This window comes from Acetobacter estunensis, assembly GCF_011516945.1.
Classification (GTDB): domain Bacteria; phylum Pseudomonadota; class Alphaproteobacteria; order Acetobacterales; family Acetobacteraceae; genus Acetobacter; species Acetobacter estunensis.
On sequence record NZ_WOTH01000004.1, the window covers coordinates 92280 to 111741 of the forward strand.

General features: G+C 60.0%; 22 protein-coding genes. All 22 read left to right on the forward strand.

Annotated elements, in window-relative coordinates; all coding sequences use genetic code 11:
- Positions 1 to 117: 117 nt before the first annotated feature.
- The 22 genes from rplJ (at position 118) to rpsN (ending at position 19456) form a co-directional block, all read left to right on the forward strand.
- The gene (gene rplJ, locus GOB87_RS03410; RefSeq protein WP_166313145.1) at positions 118 to 642 is read left to right on the forward strand and encodes a 50S ribosomal protein L10; all 525 of its coding nucleotides are present in this window, start codon (positions 118 to 120) and stop codon (positions 640 to 642) included.
- 108 nt (positions 643 to 750) lie between these two features.
- Entirely contained in the window at positions 751 to 1128 is a 378-nt protein-coding gene (rplL, locus tag GOB87_RS03415) for a 50S ribosomal protein L7/L12 (RefSeq protein ID WP_166313146.1), read from the forward strand.
- Positions 1129 to 1390: 262 nt separating this feature from the next.
- Positions 1391 to 5563, forward strand: coding sequence for a DNA-directed RNA polymerase subunit beta (gene rpoB, locus GOB87_RS03420; protein ID WP_166313147.1), 4173 nt, complete (start codon positions 1391 to 1393; stop codon positions 5561 to 5563).
- A gap of 135 nt (positions 5564 to 5698) precedes the next feature.
- The gene (gene rpoC, locus GOB87_RS03425; protein WP_166313148.1) at positions 5699 to 9880 is read left to right on the forward strand and encodes a DNA-directed RNA polymerase subunit beta'; all 4182 of its coding nucleotides are present in this window, start codon (positions 5699 to 5701) and stop codon (positions 9878 to 9880) included.
- Positions 9881 to 10309: 429 nt separating this feature from the next.
- Entirely contained in the window at positions 10310 to 10681 is a 372-nt protein-coding gene (gene rpsL / locus GOB87_RS03430) for a 30S ribosomal protein S12 (protein ID WP_003621118.1), read from the forward strand.
- A gap of 12 nt (positions 10682 to 10693) precedes the next feature.
- Complete coding sequence (gene rpsG, locus GOB87_RS03435) at positions 10694 to 11173, forward strand: 30S ribosomal protein S7 (protein WP_166313149.1); 480 nt, start codon at positions 10694 to 10696, stop codon at positions 11171 to 11173.
- 99 nt (positions 11174 to 11272) lie between these two features.
- Entirely contained in the window at positions 11273 to 12463 is a 1191-nt protein-coding gene (gene tuf, locus GOB87_RS03440) for an elongation factor Tu (protein ID WP_166313150.1), read from the forward strand.
- A 132-nt stretch (positions 12464 to 12595) separates the two neighbouring features.
- Entirely contained in the window at positions 12596 to 12904 is a 309-nt protein-coding gene (gene rpsJ, locus GOB87_RS03445) for a 30S ribosomal protein S10 (protein ID WP_007282720.1), read from the forward strand.
- A 10-nt stretch (positions 12905 to 12914) separates the two neighbouring features.
- Positions 12915 to 13598 (forward strand): 50S ribosomal protein L3, encoded by a 684-nt coding sequence (gene rplC, locus GOB87_RS03450; RefSeq protein ID WP_166313151.1) that lies wholly within the window; start codon positions 12915 to 12917, stop codon positions 13596 to 13598.
- 5 nt (positions 13599 to 13603) lie between these two features.
- Positions 13604 to 14218, forward strand: a complete 615-nt coding sequence (rplD, locus tag GOB87_RS03455) for a 50S ribosomal protein L4 (protein ID WP_166313152.1) — start codon at positions 13604 to 13606, stop codon at positions 14216 to 14218.
- Entirely contained in the window at positions 14215 to 14550 is a 336-nt protein-coding gene (locus tag GOB87_RS03460; RefSeq protein WP_166313153.1) for a 50S ribosomal protein L23, read from the forward strand. Before rplD ends, GOB87_RS03460 begins: the two co-directional genes overlap by 4 nt.
- A 16-nt stretch (positions 14551 to 14566) precedes the next feature.
- Positions 14567 to 15397 (forward strand): 50S ribosomal protein L2, encoded by an 831-nt coding sequence (gene rplB, locus GOB87_RS03465; RefSeq protein WP_166313154.1) that lies wholly within the window; start codon positions 14567 to 14569, stop codon positions 15395 to 15397.
- A gap of 12 nt (positions 15398 to 15409) precedes the next feature.
- Entirely contained in the window at positions 15410 to 15688 is a 279-nt protein-coding gene (gene rpsS, locus GOB87_RS03470; protein ID WP_025860199.1) for a 30S ribosomal protein S19, read from the forward strand.
- Between the two features lies 1 nt (position 15689).
- Positions 15690 to 16097: a 50S ribosomal protein L22 gene (rplV, locus tag GOB87_RS03475; protein ID WP_166313155.1), complete on the forward strand. Its 408-nt coding sequence runs from the start codon at positions 15690 to 15692 to the stop codon at positions 16095 to 16097.
- 1 nt (position 16098) lies between these two features.
- The gene (gene rpsC, locus GOB87_RS03480; RefSeq protein WP_166313156.1) at positions 16099 to 16776 is read left to right on the forward strand and encodes a 30S ribosomal protein S3; all 678 of its coding nucleotides are present in this window, start codon (positions 16099 to 16101) and stop codon (positions 16774 to 16776) included.
- 13 nt (positions 16777 to 16789) lie between these two features.
- A complete protein-coding gene (rplP, locus tag GOB87_RS03485) occupies positions 16790 to 17206 on the forward strand; it encodes a 50S ribosomal protein L16 (RefSeq protein WP_166313157.1) in 417 nt (138 codons plus the stop codon).
- A 1-nt stretch (position 17207) separates the two neighbouring features.
- A complete protein-coding gene (gene rpmC / locus GOB87_RS03490; RefSeq protein WP_166313158.1) occupies positions 17208 to 17441 on the forward strand; it encodes a 50S ribosomal protein L29 in 234 nt (77 codons plus the stop codon).
- Between the two features lie 14 nt (positions 17442 to 17455).
- Positions 17456 to 17728, forward strand: a complete 273-nt coding sequence (gene rpsQ / locus GOB87_RS03495; protein WP_166313159.1) for a 30S ribosomal protein S17 — start codon at positions 17456 to 17458, stop codon at positions 17726 to 17728.
- Between the two features lie 16 nt (positions 17729 to 17744).
- Positions 17745 to 18113, forward strand: coding sequence for a 50S ribosomal protein L14 (gene rplN / locus GOB87_RS03500; RefSeq protein WP_010666045.1), 369 nt, complete (start codon positions 17745 to 17747; stop codon positions 18111 to 18113).
- Positions 18113 to 18433 carry a 50S ribosomal protein L24 gene (rplX, locus tag GOB87_RS03505; RefSeq protein ID WP_166313160.1) on the forward strand — a complete coding sequence of 107 codons (321 nt, stop codon included), beginning with the start codon at positions 18113 to 18115 and terminating at the stop codon, positions 18431 to 18433. The genes rplN and rplX overlap by 1 nt, the downstream gene beginning before the upstream one ends.
- Before the next feature lie 11 nt (positions 18434 to 18444).
- The gene (rplE, locus tag GOB87_RS03510) at positions 18445 to 19011 is read left to right on the forward strand and encodes a 50S ribosomal protein L5 (RefSeq protein WP_166313161.1); all 567 of its coding nucleotides are present in this window, start codon (positions 18445 to 18447) and stop codon (positions 19009 to 19011) included.
- A 139-nt stretch (positions 19012 to 19150) separates the two neighbouring features.
- Positions 19151 to 19456, forward strand: coding sequence for a 30S ribosomal protein S14 (rpsN, locus tag GOB87_RS03515; RefSeq protein ID WP_166313162.1), 306 nt, complete (start codon positions 19151 to 19153; stop codon positions 19454 to 19456).
- Positions 19457 to 19462: the final 6 nt, after the last annotated feature.

The window sequence follows — 19462 nt, forward strand, 5'->3', positions numbered from 1 at the left end:
GCTCGTGGGCCATGCGTTCGTGACAAGGACAGGCGAACCGGATCATCGGCTTTTGTCGGTGGTCCTTGGGTAACCGGCTCATCCGCTTCGGTGGGTGGGTCATGATGGAGACGGGATGTGAACCGTACGGAGAAGCGCGAATTCGTCGCCTCCCTCGCGTCCGTGTTCGCCGAGACGTCCCTGGTTGTCGTCACCCGCAATGACGGGTTGACGGTTGCCGAGGTGACCGATCTGCGACGCAAGGTGCGTGCGGCGGGAGCGACATACAAAGTCGCGAAGAACCGGCTGGCCACTCTCGCCCTGCATGGCACCCAGTTCGACGGCATCGCGCCGCTGCTGAAGGGCCCGACTGCGCTTGCGTGGTCGGCTGACCCTGTTGCTGCGGCCAAGGTGGTCGTCGAGTTCGCCAAGACCAATGAAAAGCTGGTGCTGCTTGGTGGCTCCCTTGGTTCCCAGACGCTTGACGTCAACGGGGTCAAGGCGCTTGCCGAGCTGCCGTCGCTCGACGAACTCCGTGCGAAGCTGGTGGGGCTCATCTCCACCCCGGCTACGCGCATCGCGGGTGTTCTTCAGGCGCCGGCCGGCCAGCTGGCCCGGGTCTTTGGTGCTTATGCCAGCAAGGGCGAGGCGGACGCAGCCTGACACGTTCCTCGGTGCGGCGGAACGTCGTCCGGGGAGAGAAAATGCGCATGACCCGTGTGTTTCGGGTTGTGCAATCACAGCCGATATCTATATTGGGAAGACCATATCATGGCCGATCTGAACAAACTTGTTGACGAGCTGTCCGCTCTGACCGTCCTCGAGGCTGCCGAGCTGTCGAAGCTTCTCGAAGAGAAGTGGGGCGTTTCCGCTGCTGCTCCTGTGGCGGTTGCTGCGGCTCCGGGCGCTGCCGGTGGTGCGGCTCCGGCTGAAGAGAAGACCGAATTCGACGTGATCCTTGCCGCTGCTGGCGACAAGAAGATCAACGTGATTAAGGAAATCCGTGCGATCACGGGTCTGGGTCTGAAGGAAGCCAAGGATCTGGTCGAGGGTGCGCCCAAGACCGTCAAGGAAGGCGCCAGCAAGGACGAGGCCGAGAAGATCAAGAAGACTCTCGAAGACAACGGCGCAAAAGTCGAAATTAAATAAGTTTGCCGTTCTTTCCGGCGAGTTCCTCGGGCTTGCCGGTTTTCGATCTGGTTGTCAGGCGGAGGCTGTCTTTGGTCTCCGCCTGTTCGTCTGTGGTATATTTCCCTACAAGGAAGCTGCAGGCAGGTGCGGACAGATGGCGTGAGACGTCAGGATGTTCGTGGCGTGATGCATTCGGGCCGGACCGCCCGGCCACCTTTTCCCGGTGTGGGAGCTTGGGGTGGCCGGGTGGTCCGACGGCAGGGACGGGGCAGGATTAAAGATGAACGCAATCACCAAATCGTTCACGGGACGCAAGAGAATCCGCAAGAGTTTTGGACGGATTCCCGAGGTTGCGCCCATGCCCAACCTCATCGATGTGCAGAGAGCTTCTTATGAAGCGTTCCTGCAGGCCAACGTGGCGCCCGATGCGCGCACGCAGACGGGCCTTCAGGAAGTTTTCCGCTCCGTGTTCCCGATCAATGATTTCGCGGGGCGTGGGCGTCTTGAGTTCGTGCAGTACGAATTCGAGGATCCGAAATACGATGTGGAAGAGTGCATCCAGCGTGGCCTGACCTACGCGGCGCCGCTCAAGGTGATTCTGCGCCTCATCGTCTGGGACGTTGATGAGGACACGGGTTCACGCTCGATCCGCGACATCAAGGAGCAGCCCGTCTACATGGGTGACATGCCCCTGATGACGGATAATGGCACCTTCATCATCAATGGCACCGAGCGTGTCATCGTCAGTCAGATGCACCGCTCGCCGGGTGTGTTCTTCGATCATGACAAGGGCAAGACGCACTCTTCGGGCAAGTATCTCTTCTCGGCGCGCGTGATCCCCTATCGCGGTTCGTGGCTCGATTTCGAGTTCGACGCGAAGGATCTGATCTACGTCCGTATCGACCGCAAGCGTAAGCTGCCCGCCACCACGCTGCTCTACGCTCTTGAGGGTATGCACTCCGAGGCGGCCCGCAAACAGAAGGCGGAAGAGGGCGGTGACGTCGAGTCGATGGAAATTGGCGGCATGGATGCCGACGAAATCCTCGGCTATTTCTACAACACGGTCATCTTCACCAAGACCGCAAAGGGATGGGCGCGTCCCTTCAACCCGGATGATTTTCGTGGCCTGAAGCTGCTGTCCGATCTGGTGGATGCCGACAGTGGCGAAGTCGTGGCCCCGGCCGATACGAAGCTGACCGCTCGTCTCGTGCGCAAGATCGCCGAGAACACGAAGGAAGTGCTGGTCGGCGATATCGACCTTCTGGGTCGCTTCATTGCCCATGATATCGTCAACCCAAACACGGGTGAGATCTACGGCGAAGCCGGTGAGGAACTGACCGAAGCCCGTCTGGCTGAGCTTGAGGCTGCGGGTATCACCGAACTGCCGATGCTGGCTGTGGACCAGTCCAACGGCCCGTGGATCCGAAATACGCTGACAGTGGACAAGAACAGCAGCCGAGATGAGGCGCTGATCGACATCTACCGCGTCATGCGTCCGGGTGAGCCGCCGACAGCCGAGACGGCTGAGGCGATGTTCCGCAGCCTGTTCTTCGATCCCGATCGCTACGACCTCTCGGCCGTTGGTCGCGTGAAGATGAATATGCGTCTTGGCCTCGACTGCCCGGACACGGTTCGCGTCCTGCGCAAGGAAGACATCCTGCGCACGATGAAGGTCATGTGCGACCTCAAGGATGGTCGCGGCCAGATCGACGACATCGACAATCTCGGCAACCGTCGCGTTCGCTCCGTGGGCGAACTGATGGAGAACCAGTATCGCGTCGGCCTGCTTCGCATGGAGCGTGCCATTCGCGAACGTATGGGATCCGTCGATATCGACACGGTCATGCCGCATGACCTTATCAATGCGAAGCCTGCGGCTGCTGCCGTGCGTGAGTTCTTCGGTTCGTCCCAGCTTTCGCAGTTCATGGATCAGACGAATCCACTGTCGGAAGTCACGCATAAGCGTCGTCTTTCGGCGCTTGGCCCGGGCGGTCTGACACGTGAGCGCGCGGGCTTCGAAGTTCGTGACGTTCATCCGACGCATTATGGTCGTATCTGCCCGATTGAGACGCCAGAAGGCCCGAACATCGGTCTGATCAACTCACTGGCGACTTACGCCAAGGTGAACAAGTACGGCTTCATCGAGACGCCGTATCGCCTCGTGAAGGACGGCAAGTTCCAGGACGGTTGGAAATATCTCTCCGCCATGGAGGAAGAGCGTCTGGTCGTGGCGCAAGCCGATGCGAAGCAGAGCGCCGATGGCACTCTGACCGGCGAACTGGTGTCCGTGCGCCGTAACGGTGACTTCCGTCAGGTGCCTCCCACGGAAGTGACGGCGTGCGACGTTTCGCCCAAGCAGCTTGTGTCGGTCGCTGCGGCGCTCATTCCGTTCCTTGAGAACGATGACGCCAACCGCGCGCTCATGGGTTCGAACATGCAGCGTCAGGCTGTGCCGCTGGTGCGCTCGGATGCGCCGCTGGTGGGCACGGGCATGGAAGCGGCCGTGGCTCATGACTCGGGTGCGACCATTGTCGCGCGTCGTAACGGTGTCGTGGATCAGATCGACGGCGCGCGTATCGTGGTGCGCGCCACAGATGAGGGCGGTGCGACACAGGGTGTCGATACCTATCGTCTGCGCAAGTATTCCCGTTCCAACCAGTCCACCTGCATCAACCAGCGGCCTCTGGTGCGCGTGGGGGATCGCGTGGCGGCGGGTGACATTATTGCCGACGGTCCGTCCACGGAGTTGGGCGAACTGGCGCTGGGCCGTAATGTGCTCGTCGCGTTCATGCCGTGGAATGGTTACAACTTCGAGGATTCCATCCTCATTTCCGAGCGCATTGCGCGTGATGACGTCTTCACCTCGATCCATATCGAGGAGTTCGAGGTCATGGCCCGCGACACGAAGCTGGGTCAGGAAGAAATTACCCGCGACATTCCCAATGTCGGTGAGGAAGCTCTGCGCAACCTCGACGAAGCGGGCATTGTCTATGTGGGCGCCGAGGTGAATCCGGGCGATATTCTGATCGGTAAGGTCACGCCGAAGGGTGAAAGCCCGATGACGCCGGAAGAAAAACTTCTGCGCGCCATCTTCGGTGAGAAAGCGTCCGATGTGCGTGACACGTCGCTGCGTCTGCCGCCCGGCACGACTGGTACGATCGTTGACGTGCGCGTCTTCTCACGCCGTGGCGTGGACAAGGACGAGCGCGCCATGGCGATCGAGCGCGCCGAGATCGAGCGTCTGGCCAAGGATCGTGACGATGAACGTGCCATTCAGGAGCGTTCGTTCTACAACCGTCTGCGTGAGCGCCTGCTCGGTCAGACGGCTGGCACGGGCTTCAAGGGTCTCAAATCCGGCACGCCGATCACGGAAGAGGTGCTGACCGAGGTTCCGCGTGGCGCGTGGCGCAATATCACGGTGTCGTCCGACGCCGTGATGGCGGAACTGGAGACGCTGCGTCGTGAATTCGATGCCGCCGTGCAGAAGATTCAGGCCCGTTTCGACAGCAAGGTCGAGAAGCTCCAGCGCGGTGATGAACTGCCGCCGGGCGTGATGAAGATGGTCAAGGTCTTCGTTGCCGTGAAGCGCAAGCTTCAGCCGGGCGACAAGATGGCCGGTCGTCACGGTAACAAGGGTGTCGTCTCGCGGGTGGTGCCGGTGGAAGACATGCCGTTCCTTGAGGATGGCACATCGGTCGATCTGGTGCTGAACCCGCTGGGTGTGCCGTCACGTATGAACGTGGGGCAGATTCTCGAGACGCATCTGGGCTGGGCATGCGCCAATATCGGTCGTCGTATCGGCGGTCTGGTGGACGAGTATCAGCGCGATGGCGAGAAGAAGCAGGCGCTTCTGAATGAGTTGAAGGATGTGTACGGCGACAAGGTCTTCGAGGCCGACATTGCCAGCATGTCTCATGATGAACTCGTTGAATTGGCGAATAACCTGCGAAAGGGCGTGCCCATCGCAACGCCGGTGTTCGATGGTGCATCGATCCCCGATATCGAGAACATGCTTGAGAAGGCGGGTGTGGATCGCTCCGGTCAGTCGCAACTCATCGACGGACGCACCGGCGAGATGTTCGAGCGCAAGACGACGGTCGGCTACATCTACATGCTCAAGCTGCATCACCTTGTCGATGACAAGATCCATGCGCGGTCGATCGGTCCGTACTCGCTGGTCACACAGCAGCCGCTGGGTGGTAAGGCGCAGTTCGGTGGTCAGCGCTTCGGTGAGATGGAAGTCTGGGCGCTCGAGGCGTATGGCGCGGCTTACACGTTGCAGGAAATGCTGACGGTGAAGTCCGATGACGTGTCGGGCCGTACCAAGGTTTATGAATCCATCGTCCGCGAGCAGGACGATTTCGAAGCGGGTATTCCCGAAAGCTTCAACGTTCTGATCAAGGAACTGAAGTCGCTGGGTCTCAATGTCGATTTGGAAAACGGCAGTGAGTGAGAATCCCGTCTGTTTTGTCGGGGAAGGGCGCTTCCCCGACGCCGACCTGATGTCAATGAAACGGAGTGCCGGGCAGAATGACCGGCGCCGCGCGGAAAGCGGCCGCGTGATCCCCGTCCTGGAGGTTTTCGGCGCATGAATGAACTCATGAAAATCCTTGGCCAGACCGGTCAGGCGGCGACCTTCGACCAGATCAAGATCCAGCTTGCATCGAGCGAGCAGATCCGGTCGTGGTCGTTTGGCGAGATCAAGAAGCCCGAGACGATCAACTATCGTACGTTCAAGCCTGAGCGCGATGGTCTGTTCTGTGCCCGCATCTTTGGGCCGATCAAGGATTACGAGTGCCTGTGCGGCAAGTACAAGCGGATGAAGTTCCGTGGTATTGTCTGTGAGAAGTGCGGCGTCGAGGTGACGCTGGCGAAGGTGCGTCGCGAGCGGATGGGACACATCCAGCTTGCAAGCCCGGTCGCGCATATCTGGTTCCTCAAGTCGCTTCCCAGCCGCATCGGCCTGATGGTCGATATGACGTTGAAGGATCTGGAGAAGATCCTTTATTTCGAGAGCTATGTCGTTCTTGAGCCGGGCACGTCGCCGCTCAAGCAGTTCAGCCTGCTGACGGAAGATCAATATCTCGACGTGCTCGACGAACACGCGGAAGATGGCATCGAGATCGGCATTGGCGCCGAAGCCATCAAGAAGGTGCTGGAGCGCATCGACTGCGATGCCGAGAAGGTGGTTCTCCGTCAGGAACTGAAGGAGACGACGTCCGAGGCCAAGCGCAAGAAGCTCGTCAAGCGTCTGAAACTGATCGAGGCGTTTTCCGAGAGCGGCTGTAAGCCCGAGTGGATGATCCTCGACATCGTTCCGGTCATTCCGCCGGAACTGCGTCCGCTTGTGCCGCTCGATGGCGGCCGCTTTGCGACATCCGATCTGAACGACCTGTATCGTCGCGTCATCAATCGTAACAACCGTCTCAAGCGCCTCATGGAGCTTCGCGCGCCGGACATCATCGTCCGTAACGAGAAGCGCATGCTGCAGGAGGCGGTGGACGCCCTGTTCGACAACGGTCGTCGCGGTCGTGCGATCACGGGGGCGAACAAGCGTCCGCTGAAGTCGCTGTCCGACATGCTCAAGGGCAAGCAGGGTCGTTTCCGTCAGAACCTGCTCGGCAAGCGCGTGGACTACTCGGGCCGTTCGGTCATCGTGGTTGGTCCCGAGCTGAAGCTGCATCAGTGCGGCCTGCCGAAGAAGATGGCGTTGGAGCTGTTCAAGCCGTTCATCTACTCGAAGCTTGAGAAATACGGTCACGCCACCACCATCAAGGCCGCAAAGCGGATGGTGGAAAAGGAGCGTCCGGAAGTCTGGGATATCCTCGAAGAGGTGATCCGCGAGCACCCGGTCATGCTCAACCGCGCGCCGACGCTTCACCGTCTGGGCATTCAGGCGTTCGAGCCGATCCTTGTCGAGGGCAAGGCGATTCAGCTTCACCCGCTGGTCTGCACCGCTTTCAACGCGGACTTCGACGGTGACCAGATGGCCGTTCACGTGCCGCTGTCGCTCGAAGCGCAGCTTGAAGCGCGTGTGCTGATGATGTCCACCAACAACATCCTCAGCCCCGCCAACGGCAAGCCGATCATCGTGCCGTCGCAGGATATCGTTCTCGGGCTGTACTATCTCAGCCTTGAGACGCCCGAGTTCGGAGCCACTCCGGATCGCAACGAGTACGACGACAAGACCGGCGAGCTGACGAAGAAGGGTGCTCCGGCGTTCGGTTCGATCGATGAGGTCGAATACGCCATCGCCGCTGGTGGACTGAAGCTGCACGACAAGATCCGGATGCGTCTGGACACGATCGCAGCGGATGGTAAGGCCGCACGTGAGACATTCATCACGACGGCGGGCCGTGTGCTGATTGCACAAATTCTGCCCAAGAGCAGCGCCATTCCGTTCTCGCTGATCAACAAGCAGTTGACGAAGAAGAACGTGTCGGATGTGATCGACGCGGTCTATCGTCACTGCGGTCAGAAGGAAGCGGTGATCTTCTGTGACCGGATGATGGGGCTCGGTTTCCGTCATGCGGCCAAGGCCGGTATCTCCTTCGGCAAGGATGACATGATCATCCCCAAGGAGAAGAAGGAACTGGTTGAGCACACGACCACCGAGGTCAAGGAGTTCGAGCAGCAGTATCAGGATGGTCTGATCACGGCTGGCGAGCGCTACAACAAGGTGGTCGATGCTTGGTCGCGTTGCACGGACGAAGTGCAGGCCGCGATGACCAAGGAACTGTCGAAGGCCGAGATTGGCAAGCCGATCAACTCGGTTTGGATGATGAGCCATTCCGGTGCCCGTGGGTCGCCGGCGCAGATGAAGCAGCTTGCCGGTATGCGTGGTCTGATGGCCAAGCCGTCGGGTGAGATCATCGAGCAGCCCATCATCGCCAACTTCAAAGAAGGCCTGTCGGTTCTCGATTACTTTACCTCCACCCACGGCGCCCGTAAGGGTCTCGCGGACACCGCGCTGAAGACGGCCAACTCGGGTTATCTGACCCGTCGTCTGGTCGATGTGGCGCAGGACTGCATCATCGTGGAAGAGGATTGCGGAACCGAGCGTGGCCTGACGGTTCGTGCCGTCATGGATGGTGGCGAAGTCATCGCCGCTCTGTCCGAACGGATTCTTGGTCGTACGCTGGCAACGGACGTGCTGCACCCGGCAACGGGCGAACTGCTGTTCCCGCGCAATCAGCTGATTGAGGAAGCCGAGGCTGAAATTATTGAGAAGGCGGGCGTGGAGAGTGTTCTCATCCGCTCCGTGCTGACCTGTGACAGCCGCGTCGGTGTTTGTGGTCACTGCTATGGCCGTGACCTTGCTCGCGGCACGCCGGTGAATATCGGTGAGGCTGTGGGTGTTATCGCCGCGCAGTCCATTGGTGAGCCGGGCACACAGCTGACCATGCGTACCTTCCATATCGGTGGCGCGGCGCAGCGTGGCGCCGAGCAGTCGATGGTCGAGGCGTCACGTGACGGCAAGATCACCATCCGCAACCGCAATGTGGTCCAGAACAGCCAGAACGTTCCGATCGTGATGTCGCGTAACTGCGAAATCCTGCTGACGGACGAGAATGGCGTCGAGCGCGCGAAGTATCGTGTGCCTTACGGTGCGCGTCTGTTGGTTGAGGACGGTCAGGCTGTCGAGCGCAATCAGAAGATGGCCGAGTGGGATCCGTACACCCTGCCGATCATCACCGAGAAGGCGGGCACGGTCGAATATCTCGACCTCATCGACTCCATCACGCTTGTGGAGCGGATGGATGAGGTGACGGGTCTGACTTCCAAGGTGGTTGTTGACTACAAGCAGGCAGCCAAGGGTGTAGACCTACGTCCGCGTCTGCAGCTCAAAGACTCCAACGGGAACGTCATCAAGCTCGATAACGGCAATGACGCGCGTTACTTCCTCTCCCCGGATTCACTGCTGTCGGTCGAGAACGGTGCGCAGGTTCATGCCGGTGACGTGCTGGCGCGTATCCCGCGTGAAGGGTCCAAGACACGCGACATTACCGGTGGTCTGCCGCGTGTGGCGGAACTCTTCGAGGCACGGCGTCCGAAGGATCATGCGATCATCGCTGAGAACGACGGTCGCGTCGAATTCGGCAAGGATTACAAGTCGAAGCGCCGTGTCATCGTGAAGAACGACGAAACGGGCGAAGAGACCGAATATCTGGTGCCGAAGGGCAAGCACGTGTCCGTGCAGGAAGGTGATTTCGTCCAGAAGGGCGATCCGCTAGTGGACGGTCCGCGCGTGCCGCATGACATTCTGAAGGTCATGGGGGTTGAGGCGCTGTCCGATTACCTCGTGAACGAGATCCAGGATGTCTATCGACTGCAGGGCGTGAAGATCAACGACAAGCACATCGAGGTGATCGTTCGCCAGATGCTGCAGAAGGTCGAGATCCTCGAACCCGGTGACACGACCTACCTTGTGGGCGAGACAGTGGATCGGATCGAGTTCGAGACGGAGAACACCAAGCGTCTCAACGCTGGCGACCGTCCGGCTGTGGCCATGCCTGTGCTTCAGGGCATCACGAAGGCCTCTCTGCAGACACAGTCCTTCATCTCGGCCGCGTCCTTCCAGGAGACCACGCGTGTCCTCACCGAGGCGGCGACTGCTGGCAAGGTCGATACGCTCAACGGTCTCAAGGAGAATGTCATTGTGGGGCGTCTGATCCCGGCAGGAACGGGCAGTGTGATGAACAGACTGCGCGCTGTGGCCGCCCGTCAGGACCGTCAGCGTTTGGCGCGAAGCAGCGAACCGGCGGAGTAATCTTTCGGATCGCCAGAATAAAGAAGCCGGTCCTTCGGGATCGGCTTTTTTTATGGGTTTTCCGCGAATCCTCTGGTCATCGGGGCGATTGCGCGTTAAGAGCGGCTCAATTCGTTGCGTCGCGGCGCCGCAGAGTTCCAAGCGGGTGCCTGTCTGGAATACGTGACGTGGAAATCTCTGTGACGAATCGGCTGGGTCGCTTGACTCCGCCGCTTCTCGCTCGTAGCTTCCGCGCCCTCGGTTACCCCCATTCCGGACGGCCTTCAGCGGTCCCGAAAGCAGCAGGGTAAACATGCGGTTTCCCTCAAGGTGCCGGATGTAAAGATAGCCTCTCTGGGTGCATGTGCGTCCGGGGAGTGGTTTTGGATGACAGTCGGCAACCGAAGTGAGGGTTCGCCGGCCGAACTGTGTAAGGATCGGGAAAGGCGCATGCCGACCATCAACCAGCTGATCGCCAAGGGGCGCGAGCCTGCGGCCAAGCGCAACAAGGTGCCGGCCCTTCAGGGCTGCCCGCAGAAGCGCGGCGTTTGCACACGCGTGTATACGACCACTCCGAAGAAGCCGAACTCGGCGCTGCGTAAGGTCGCCAAGGTGCGTCTGACGAACGGCTACGAGGTGGTGAGCTACATTCCGGGTGAGGGACATAACCTCCAGGAACATAGCGTCGTCCTGATTCGCGGCGGTCGCGTCAAGGATCTTCCTGGTGTTCGCTATCACATCCTGCGCGGCGTGCTCGACACGCAGGGTATCGCGAAGCGTCGCCAGCGTCGTTCGCTCTATGGCGCGAAGCGTCCGAAGTAAGGGAAAACAGGCATGAGTCGCCGTCACCGCGCTGTAAAGCGCGAGATCCTTCCGGATCCGAAGTTTGGAGATATCGTCATCACGCGTTTCATGAACGCCCTGATGTACGATGGCAAGAAATCGACTGCCGAGGGCATTGTCTACGGTGCTCTCGATGCGCTGCAGCGTCGCGGTGGCGCGTCCGCGGCGGATCCTGTTGCGATGTTCCATGCGGCCCTCGACAACGTGAAGCCGGCGGTGGAAGTCCGTTCGCGGCGCGTTGGCGGTGCGACCTATCAGGTGCCCGTTGAGGTTCGTGCGGATCGTCGTCAGGCGCTGGCAATCCGCTGGCTCATCGACGCTTCCCGTAAGCGCGGCGAGAACACGATGCGTGATCGGCTGTCGAACGAACTGCTCGACGCGATGAACAATCGCGGCGCGGCGGTGAAGAAGCGCGAAGACACGCACCGGATGGCGGAAGCCAACAAGGCGTTCAGCCACTACCGCTGGTAAGCGACGCTGTTATGTAGATCGGCCCGCGCCGTTGCGTGCAGGCCGGACGAAAAGACCAACAACCGCATCCCGCATCAGTGCGGGTAACGGAGAGAGACGATGGCAAAGGCTAAATTTGAGCGGAACAAGCCGCACTGCAACATCGGCACCATCGGTCACGTTGACCATGGCAAGACGTCGCTGACCGCTGCGATCACCAAGACGCTGGCGAAGGCTGGCGGTGCGGAGTTCAAGGCGTACGACATGATCGACGCTGCGCCGGAAGAGCGCGCTCGTGGCATCACCATCTCGACGGCGCACGTCGAGTACGAGACGGCGAAGCGTCACTACGCTCACGTCGACTGCCCGGGTCATGCCGACTACGTGAAGAACATGATCACCGGTGCTGCCCAGATGGACGGTGCGATTCTGGTTGTGTCCGCTGCTGATGGCCCGATGCCCCAGACCCGTGAGCACATCCTGCTTGCCCGTCAGGTTGGTGTTCCGGCTCTGGTCGTATTCCTGAACAAGGTCGATCAGGTTGACGATCCGGAGCTGCTTGAGCTGGTTGAGATGGAAGTGCGTGAGCTTCTTTCTTCCTACCAGTTCCCTGGCGACGAGATCCCCATCATCAAGGGTTCGGCTCTCGTGACCCTCGAGGACGGTGATCCGGAAGTCGGCGAAAAGCGCGTCATGGATCTGATGGACGCGGTTGACAGCTACATCCCGCAGCCGGAGCGTCCGGTTGACCGTCCGTTCCTGATGCCGATCGAAGACGTGTTCTCGATCTCCGGTCGTGGCACGGTTGTGACGGGTCGCGTTGAGCGTGGCGTTGTCAACACGGGTGACGAAGTCGAAATCGTTGGTATCCGTCCGACGACGAAGACGACCGTGACCGGCGTTGAGATGTTCCGCAAGCTGCTTGATCGTGGTGAGGCGGGCGACAACATCGGCGCTCTGCTGCGTGGCACGAAGCGTGAAGATGTTGAGCGTGGTCAGGTTCTGGCCAAGCCGGGCTCCATCACGCCGCACAAGAAGTTCAAGGCTGAGGCTTACATCCTCACAAAGGAAGAGGGTGGCCGTCACACGCCGTTCTTCACGAACTATCGTCCGCAGTTCTACTTCCGCACGACGGATGTCACCGGTGTCGTTCACCTGCCGGAAGGCACGGAAATGGTCATGCCGGGCGATAACGTTGCCATGGATGTCGAGCTGATCGCTCCGATCGCCATGGACGAAGGTCTGCGCTTCGCTATTCGTGAAGGTGGCCGCACCGTCGGCGCCGGTGTCGTGGCGAAAATCACCGACTAATACGGGGCAGGTGCCCATCAGGGCCCTGAACTGGGTGGCCCCGGCTGGAGTGATCCAGCCGGGGTCTTACTTGGCGGCGGGACTTCCCGGGCAGACCCTGACCGGATCAGAAAGTTGGACTGAAACAGAACGATGGACAACCAGAACATCCGCATTCGCCTGAAGGCGTACGATCATCGCGTGCTCGACAACAGCACGAAGGAAATCGTCAACACGGCGAAGCGTACGGGTGCGCGGGTTCGGGGTCCTATCCCGCTGCCGACGCATATCGAACGGTTCACAGTGAACCGCTCACCCCACGTGGACAAGAAAAGCCGCGAGCAGTTCGAGATTCGGACTCATCGTCGGCTGCTCGACATTGTCGAGCCGACCCCGCAGACCGTGGACGCCCTCATGAAGCTCGACCTCGCCGCTGGCGTTGACGTCGAGATCAAACTCTAAGGTCCAGACGATGCGTACCGGATTGATCGCAAGAAAGCTGGGTATGACCCGGCTGTTCAAGGAAGATGGCACTCATGTGCCTGTCACTGTCCTGCATCTCGACGATGTGCAGGTGGTTGATGCCCGTTCCGAGGAGCGTGATGGCTATACGGCTGTCCAGCTCGGTCTTGGCAAGGCCAAGGTGAAGAACGTCACGAAGCCGAACCGCGGACATTTCGCCCGCGTGAAGGTTGAGCCGAAGAAGGTGTTGCGCGAATTCCGCGTGGCGGCCGATGCCGTGCTCGAGCCGGGCACCCGTATTCTCGCTTCTCACTTCATTGTGGGGCAGAAGGTGGATGTCACCGGCACGAGCAAGGGCAAGGGCTTTGCCGGCGCGATGAAGCGCTGGAACTTCTCCGGTCTCGAAGCCACGCACGGCGTGTCCATCTCTCACCGTTCTCATGGTTCTACCGGCAACCGTCAGGATCCCGGCAAGACCTTCAAGAACAAGAAGATGGCCGGTCACCTCGGTGACGAGCGCGTGACGACACTGAATCTGGAAGTGGCAGCGGTCGATCCGGAAAAGAACCTGATCATGATTCGTGGTTCCATCCCGGGTGCGAAGAACGGACTGGTTATGGTCCGTGACGCAGTCAAAAAGGCCCGTCATGCAGAGGCGCCGTATCCGGCAGCCGTCGCGACGGCGGAGGGTTGAGGACCATGGAACTCGATATCAAGACCCTCGATAACGGTAGTGCTGGTCAGACCACGCTTCCGGACGAGATTTTTGCGACGGAACCGCGTGCGGACATCATGGCGCGTGTGGTTCATTGGCAGCTTGCGAAGCGTCGTGCCGGCACCCACAAGGTGAAGGGTATGGCCGAAGTCTCTGGCACGACCAAGAAGCCCTATCGTCAGAAGGGTACGGGTTCGGCACGTCAGGGTTCGCTTCGCGCGCCGCAGTACCGCACCGGTGGTGTTGTGCATGGCCCGGTCGTTCGTGATCATGGCTATGACCTTCCCAAGAAGGTGCGTCGTCTGGGTCTCATTTCGGCTCTGTCGCAGAAGGCCAAGGAAGGCAAGCTGATCGTCCTCGATGCCGCCAATGGCGTGACGAAAACGGCCGAGCTGGCAACCAAGCTGAAGGCGCTGGGGTGGTCTTCCGCCCTGATCGTTGACGGTGTGGTGGATGAAGGGTTCGTTCGCGCGGCCCGCAACCTGCCCAAGATCGACGTGCTGCCGACGATCGGCGCAAACGTCTACGATATTCTGAACCACGACGTGCTCGCGATTACACGCGCTGGCGTCGAAGGACTGAAGGAGCGCCTGGCATGACGAATGTTCTTGCGATCCGCCGGAAGGCCGAGAAGCTTTCGCGTGAGGCGCTGTTCGACATCGTCCGCGCTCCGCTGATCACGGAAAAGGCGACGGCGCTGTCCGAGAAGAACCAGGTGGTCTTCAAAGTTGCGTCCACGGCTTCCAAGCCGGAGATCAAGGTGGCTGTCGAGACGCTGTTCGGCGTCAAGGTGGTTGGCGTCAACACGCTGGTCCAGAAGGGCAAGACGAAGCGCTTCAAGGGTCGTCCCGGCCAGCGCTCCGACATCAAGAAGGCGTTCGTGCAGTTGGCAGAAGGTCAGTCAATCGACCTGACCGCGAAGCTGGCCTGACGCGGGGTACTGATACATGGCACTGAAGCACTTTAATCCCGTCACGCCGAGCCTTCGTGGCACGGTGCTGGTGGACCGGTCTGACCTTTGGAAGGGCAAGCCGGTCAAGCAGCTCACCGAAGGCAAGAACAAGAGCGGTGGTCGCAACAATCACGGCCGGACGACGTCGCGTTTCCGTGGCGGTGGACACAAGCAGTCCTACCGTTACGTGGATTTCAAGCGTCGCAAGCTGGATGTTGTCGGCACGATCGAGCGTCTGGAATACGATCCTAACCGCACGGCCTTCATCGCTCTGGTGAAGTACGAAGACGGCGAGCTGGCGTACATCCTTGCTCCTCAGCGTCTCAAAGCGGGTGATCAGGTCATCGCGGGTCATCGCGTGGACATTAAGCCGGGGAACGCGATGCCGCTGGCGTCCATTCCTGTGGGCACGATCATCCATAATATCGAGCTCAAGCAGGGTGCGGGCGGTAAGCTGGCACGCTCTGCTGGCACTTACGCTCAGCTGGTGGGTAAGGATTCGGGTTATGCCCAGATCCGCCTGCAGTCCGGTGAACTGCGCGTCGTGCGTGGTGAATGCTTCGCCACCGTTGGCGCGGTGTCCAACCCGGACAATATGAACCAGCACATGGGTAAGGCGGGTCGCAGCCGCTGGCTGGGTCGCCGTCCGCATAACCGCGGTGTCGTGATGAACCCGGTCGATCACCCGCATGGTGGTGGTGAGGGTCGCACGTCGGGCGGTCGTCATCCGGTTACGCCATGGGGCAAGCCGACAAAGGGTTACAAGACCAGGGTCAACAAGCGTACGGACAGTCTGATTATCCGTCGCCGGAAGACCGGCAAGTAAGGGGCAAAAGAGATGGCACGTTCCGTCTGGAAAGGCCCGTTCGTGGACGGGTATCTGCTGAACAAGGCCGAAGCGTCACGCGCTTCGGGTCGCAACGAGGTGATCAAGATCTGGTCACGTCGTTCGACGATCCTTCCGCAGTTCGTTGGTCTCACGTTCGGTGTCTACAATGGGCAGAAGTTCCTGCCCGTTCAGGTCACTGAGAACATGGTTGGCCATAAATTCGGCGAGTTCTCACCCACCCGCACCTTCCACGGGCACGGTGCGGACAAGAAGTCGAAGCGAGGCTGAGATGAGCAAACCCAAGCATCCTCGCGTGCTGGCCGAGACTGAGGCGCAGGCGATCGCACGGAATATCCGTGTGAGCCCGCGCAAGCTCAACCTCGTTGCTGGCCTGATCCGCAACAAGCCGGCTTCGCAGGCTGTCGCAACGCTGACGTTCTCGAAGCGTCGCATTGCGCAGCAGGTGAAGAAGACGCTCGAAAGCGCGATCGCGAATGCCGAGAATAACCACCAGCTTGATGTCGATCAGCTGGTCGTCAAGACGGCTGACGTTGGCAAGGCGATCGTGATGCGCCGCTTCCACGCACGTGGACGTGGTCGTTCGGCTCGCGTCGAGAAGTTCTTCAGTCATCTGAAGATCGTCGTGGCCGAGCGCGCGCCCGAGCCCGAGGCGAAGACGGAAGAGAAGGCGGCCTGAGATGGGACATAAAGTCAATCCGATCGGGCTTCGGCTCGGTATCAACCGCACTTGGGACAGTCGCTGGTACGCCGATGCGGACTATTCCAAGCTGCTGCACGAAGACCTCAAGCTGCGTGCTTTCCTGCGCCGCAAGCTTGCCGGTGCTGGCGTTTCGCGTGTGGTCATCGAGCGCCCGGCGAAGAAGCCGCGCGTGACGATTTACGCAGCGCGTCCGGGTGTTGTGATCGGCAAGAAGGGTCAGGACATCGATGCGCTCCGTAAGGCGCTTGCAAAGATGGTCGGCACCGATGTGGCGCTGAATATCGTCGAAATCCGCAAGCCGGAAATCGATGCGACGCTGGTGGCTGAAAATATTGCGCAGCAGCTTGAGCGTCGTGTGGCGTTCCGTCGTGCGATGAAGCGTGCTGTGCAGTCGGCCATGCGTCTTGGCGCACAGGGAATCCGGATCAACTGTTCCGGTCGTCTCGGTGGTGCCGAAATCGCTCGTATCGAGTGGTATCGTGAAGGCCGGGTGCCGCTGCACACGCTTCGTGCCGACATTGATTATGGAACGGCCACTGCGAAGACGACCTACGGCACCTGTGGCGTGAAGGTCTGGATCTTCAAGGGTGAGATCCTGGCTCATGACCCGCTGGCCCAGGACCGTCGCGCCGCCGAGCAGGCGCCGCAGCGCTGAGGGATAGGAAACCATGCTTTCTCCGAAGCGGACAAAATTCCGCAAGGCCCATAAGGGCCGCATTCATGGTCTTGCAAAAAGCGGTACGCAGCTGAATTTCGGTGCGTATGGCCTCAAGGCTCTCCAGCCGGAGCGGATCACGGCTCGTCAGATCGAAGCATCGCGTCGTGCTATCACGCGCGCGATGAAGCGTGCTGGTCGCGTCTGGATTCGTATCTTTCCGGATCTTCCGGTCTCGACAAAGCCCGCCGAAGTGCGTATGGGCTCGGGCAAGGGATCTCCGGAGTACTGGGTGGCCCGTGTGAAACCGGGTCGTATCCTGTTCGAGATCGAGGGGGTTCCGCCAGAAGTCGCGCGTGAAGCGCTGGCTCTTGGCGCTGCGAAGCTTCCGATCAAGACGAAGTTCGTGACCCGAATCGGAGAGGCATAAGATGAGCAAGGCAACGAAGCCGGCTGATCTGCGTGCGAAATCCGTTGATGAGTTGCAGGCGCTTCTTCTTGATCTGAAGCGCGAGCAGTTCAATCTTCGGTTCCAGCAGGCGACCGGCCAGAATGAAGGTGCGAGCCGCGTGCGTGTGGTGCGTCGCGATATCGCTCGCATCAAGACGATCGTGGCCGAGACTGCGAAGAAGACTGCCGCGGCTGGTGCTGCGGCGAATTCCTGAGGGAGCCGCTAATAATGCCGAAGCGCATTCTCAGCGGGCGCGTGACGAGTGACAAGATGGACAAGACGGTTACCGTTCTTGTTGCGCGTCGCGTGATGCATCCGCTGTACAAGAAGTTCATTCGTCGCTCCAAGAAGTATGCGGCGCATGATGAACTCAACACTTGCAAGATTGGGGATACGGTACGCATCGAAGAATGCACGCCGATTTCCAAGCGCAAGACCTGGACCGTCATTTCGCGCAACGGGGATACCGTTGGCGACGCGGCGTCCGGGAACGCTGCGTAACAGGGGTATAAGGTAAATGATCCATCCCGAGACCAACCTCGAGGTCGCCGATAATTCCGGCGCACGTCAGGTGCAGTGCATCAAGGTGCTGGGCGGTTCCAAGCGGAAGTCCGCCTCGGTCGGCGACGTGATCGTCGTTTCCGTCAAGGAAGCGATTCCCCGTGGAAAGGTGAAGAAAGGTGACGTCCATCAGGCCGTCATCGTTCGGACGTCCTACCCGGTGCGTCGTGCCGACGGCAGCGCGATTCGTTTCGATCGCAATGCGGCTGTGCTGATCAACAAGCAGCAGGAGCCGATCGGTACGCGTATCTTTGGCCCGGTGGTCCGTGAGTTGCGTGCGCGCAAATTCATGAAGATCATCTCGCTGGCGCCGGAGGTGCTGTAATGGCTGCACGCATCAGGAAGGGTGACACCGTCGTTGTGACGACGGGTTCTTCCAAAGGGACGCAGGGCGAAGTGCTTGCGGTCCTGACGACCGAGAACAAGGCTGTTGTGCGTGGCGTGGCAATTGCCAAGCGCCACAAGCGTGCAACGCGTATGGGTGAGGAAGGTGGTATCATCGAGCGCGAAGCGCCGGTGCATCTGTCCAATCTGGCTCTTGTCGATCCGAAAAGTGGTAAGGCGACGAAGGTCGGCTTCCGTATTCTGGATGGTGGTCGCAAGGTTCGTGTCGCCAAGGCGACCGGCGAAGTGATCGAAGGCTGAGGGGGCGAGAGATGGCTACCGAAAATACGCACGCCGTCCCGCGTCTGCAGCAGCGGTACCGGGCCGAGTTGGCTGGCAAGCTGCGGGAGCAGTTTGGTTACACGAACGTCATGCAGATTCCGCGCCTTGAGAAGATTGTTCTCAATATGGGTGTGGGTGAGGCCGCTGGCGACCAGAAGAAACTGGACGCAGCGCTCAACGAGATGATGCTCATCGCTGGACAGCGTCCCGTGAAAACGATTGCGAAGAAGGCGATTGCCGGCTTCAAGATTCGTGAAGGTCTGCCGATCGGCTGCAAGGTCACGTTGCGGCGTGCTCGTATGTATGAATTCCTGGATCGTCTGGTCACGATCGCGATGCCGCGCATCCGCGATTTCCGTGGTCTTCCGGCGACGAAGGGATTTGACGGACGTGGCAACTTCGCCATGGGTCTCAAAGAGCAGATCATCTTTCCCGAGATCGAGTACGACAAGATCGACGAGATCCGCGGGATGGATATCATCTTCGTGACCAGTGCGAAGACGGATGCCGAGGCCAAGGCGCTGTTGAAAGCGTTCGATCTTCCCTTTATGGGTTGACGCCTCACGGCATGATCGTGTTCTGCGGAATTCGGTTTCGCAGAATTGCTTTCCCTGTGTGAGTCCGCTCGGGCAGGGATCAAGAAGGTTTTGGAAAACCGCTGGAATGGTCCGGCAGGTTCCGGAGGGTAAATCAGGCATGGCCAAGGTTTCCGCCGTCACTCGCAATGCCAAGCGCGCGCATATGGCGCAGCGCGACAAGGCGAAGCGACAGGCACTCAAGAATATCGTCATGGACCGCACGCTTCCCATGGAAGATCGTTTCGATGCGTCTCTGAAGCTTGCGGAGCTTCCGCGCAACGGCTCGCGTGTCCGCGTGCGTCTTCGCTGCAAGTTGACGGGGCGTTCGCGCGGTAATTACCGCAAGTTCGAACTCTGCCGTATAGCGCTTCGTGATCTGGCTTCGAACGGGCAGATTCCGGGCGTCGTTAAGGCAAGCTGGTAAGAGGCG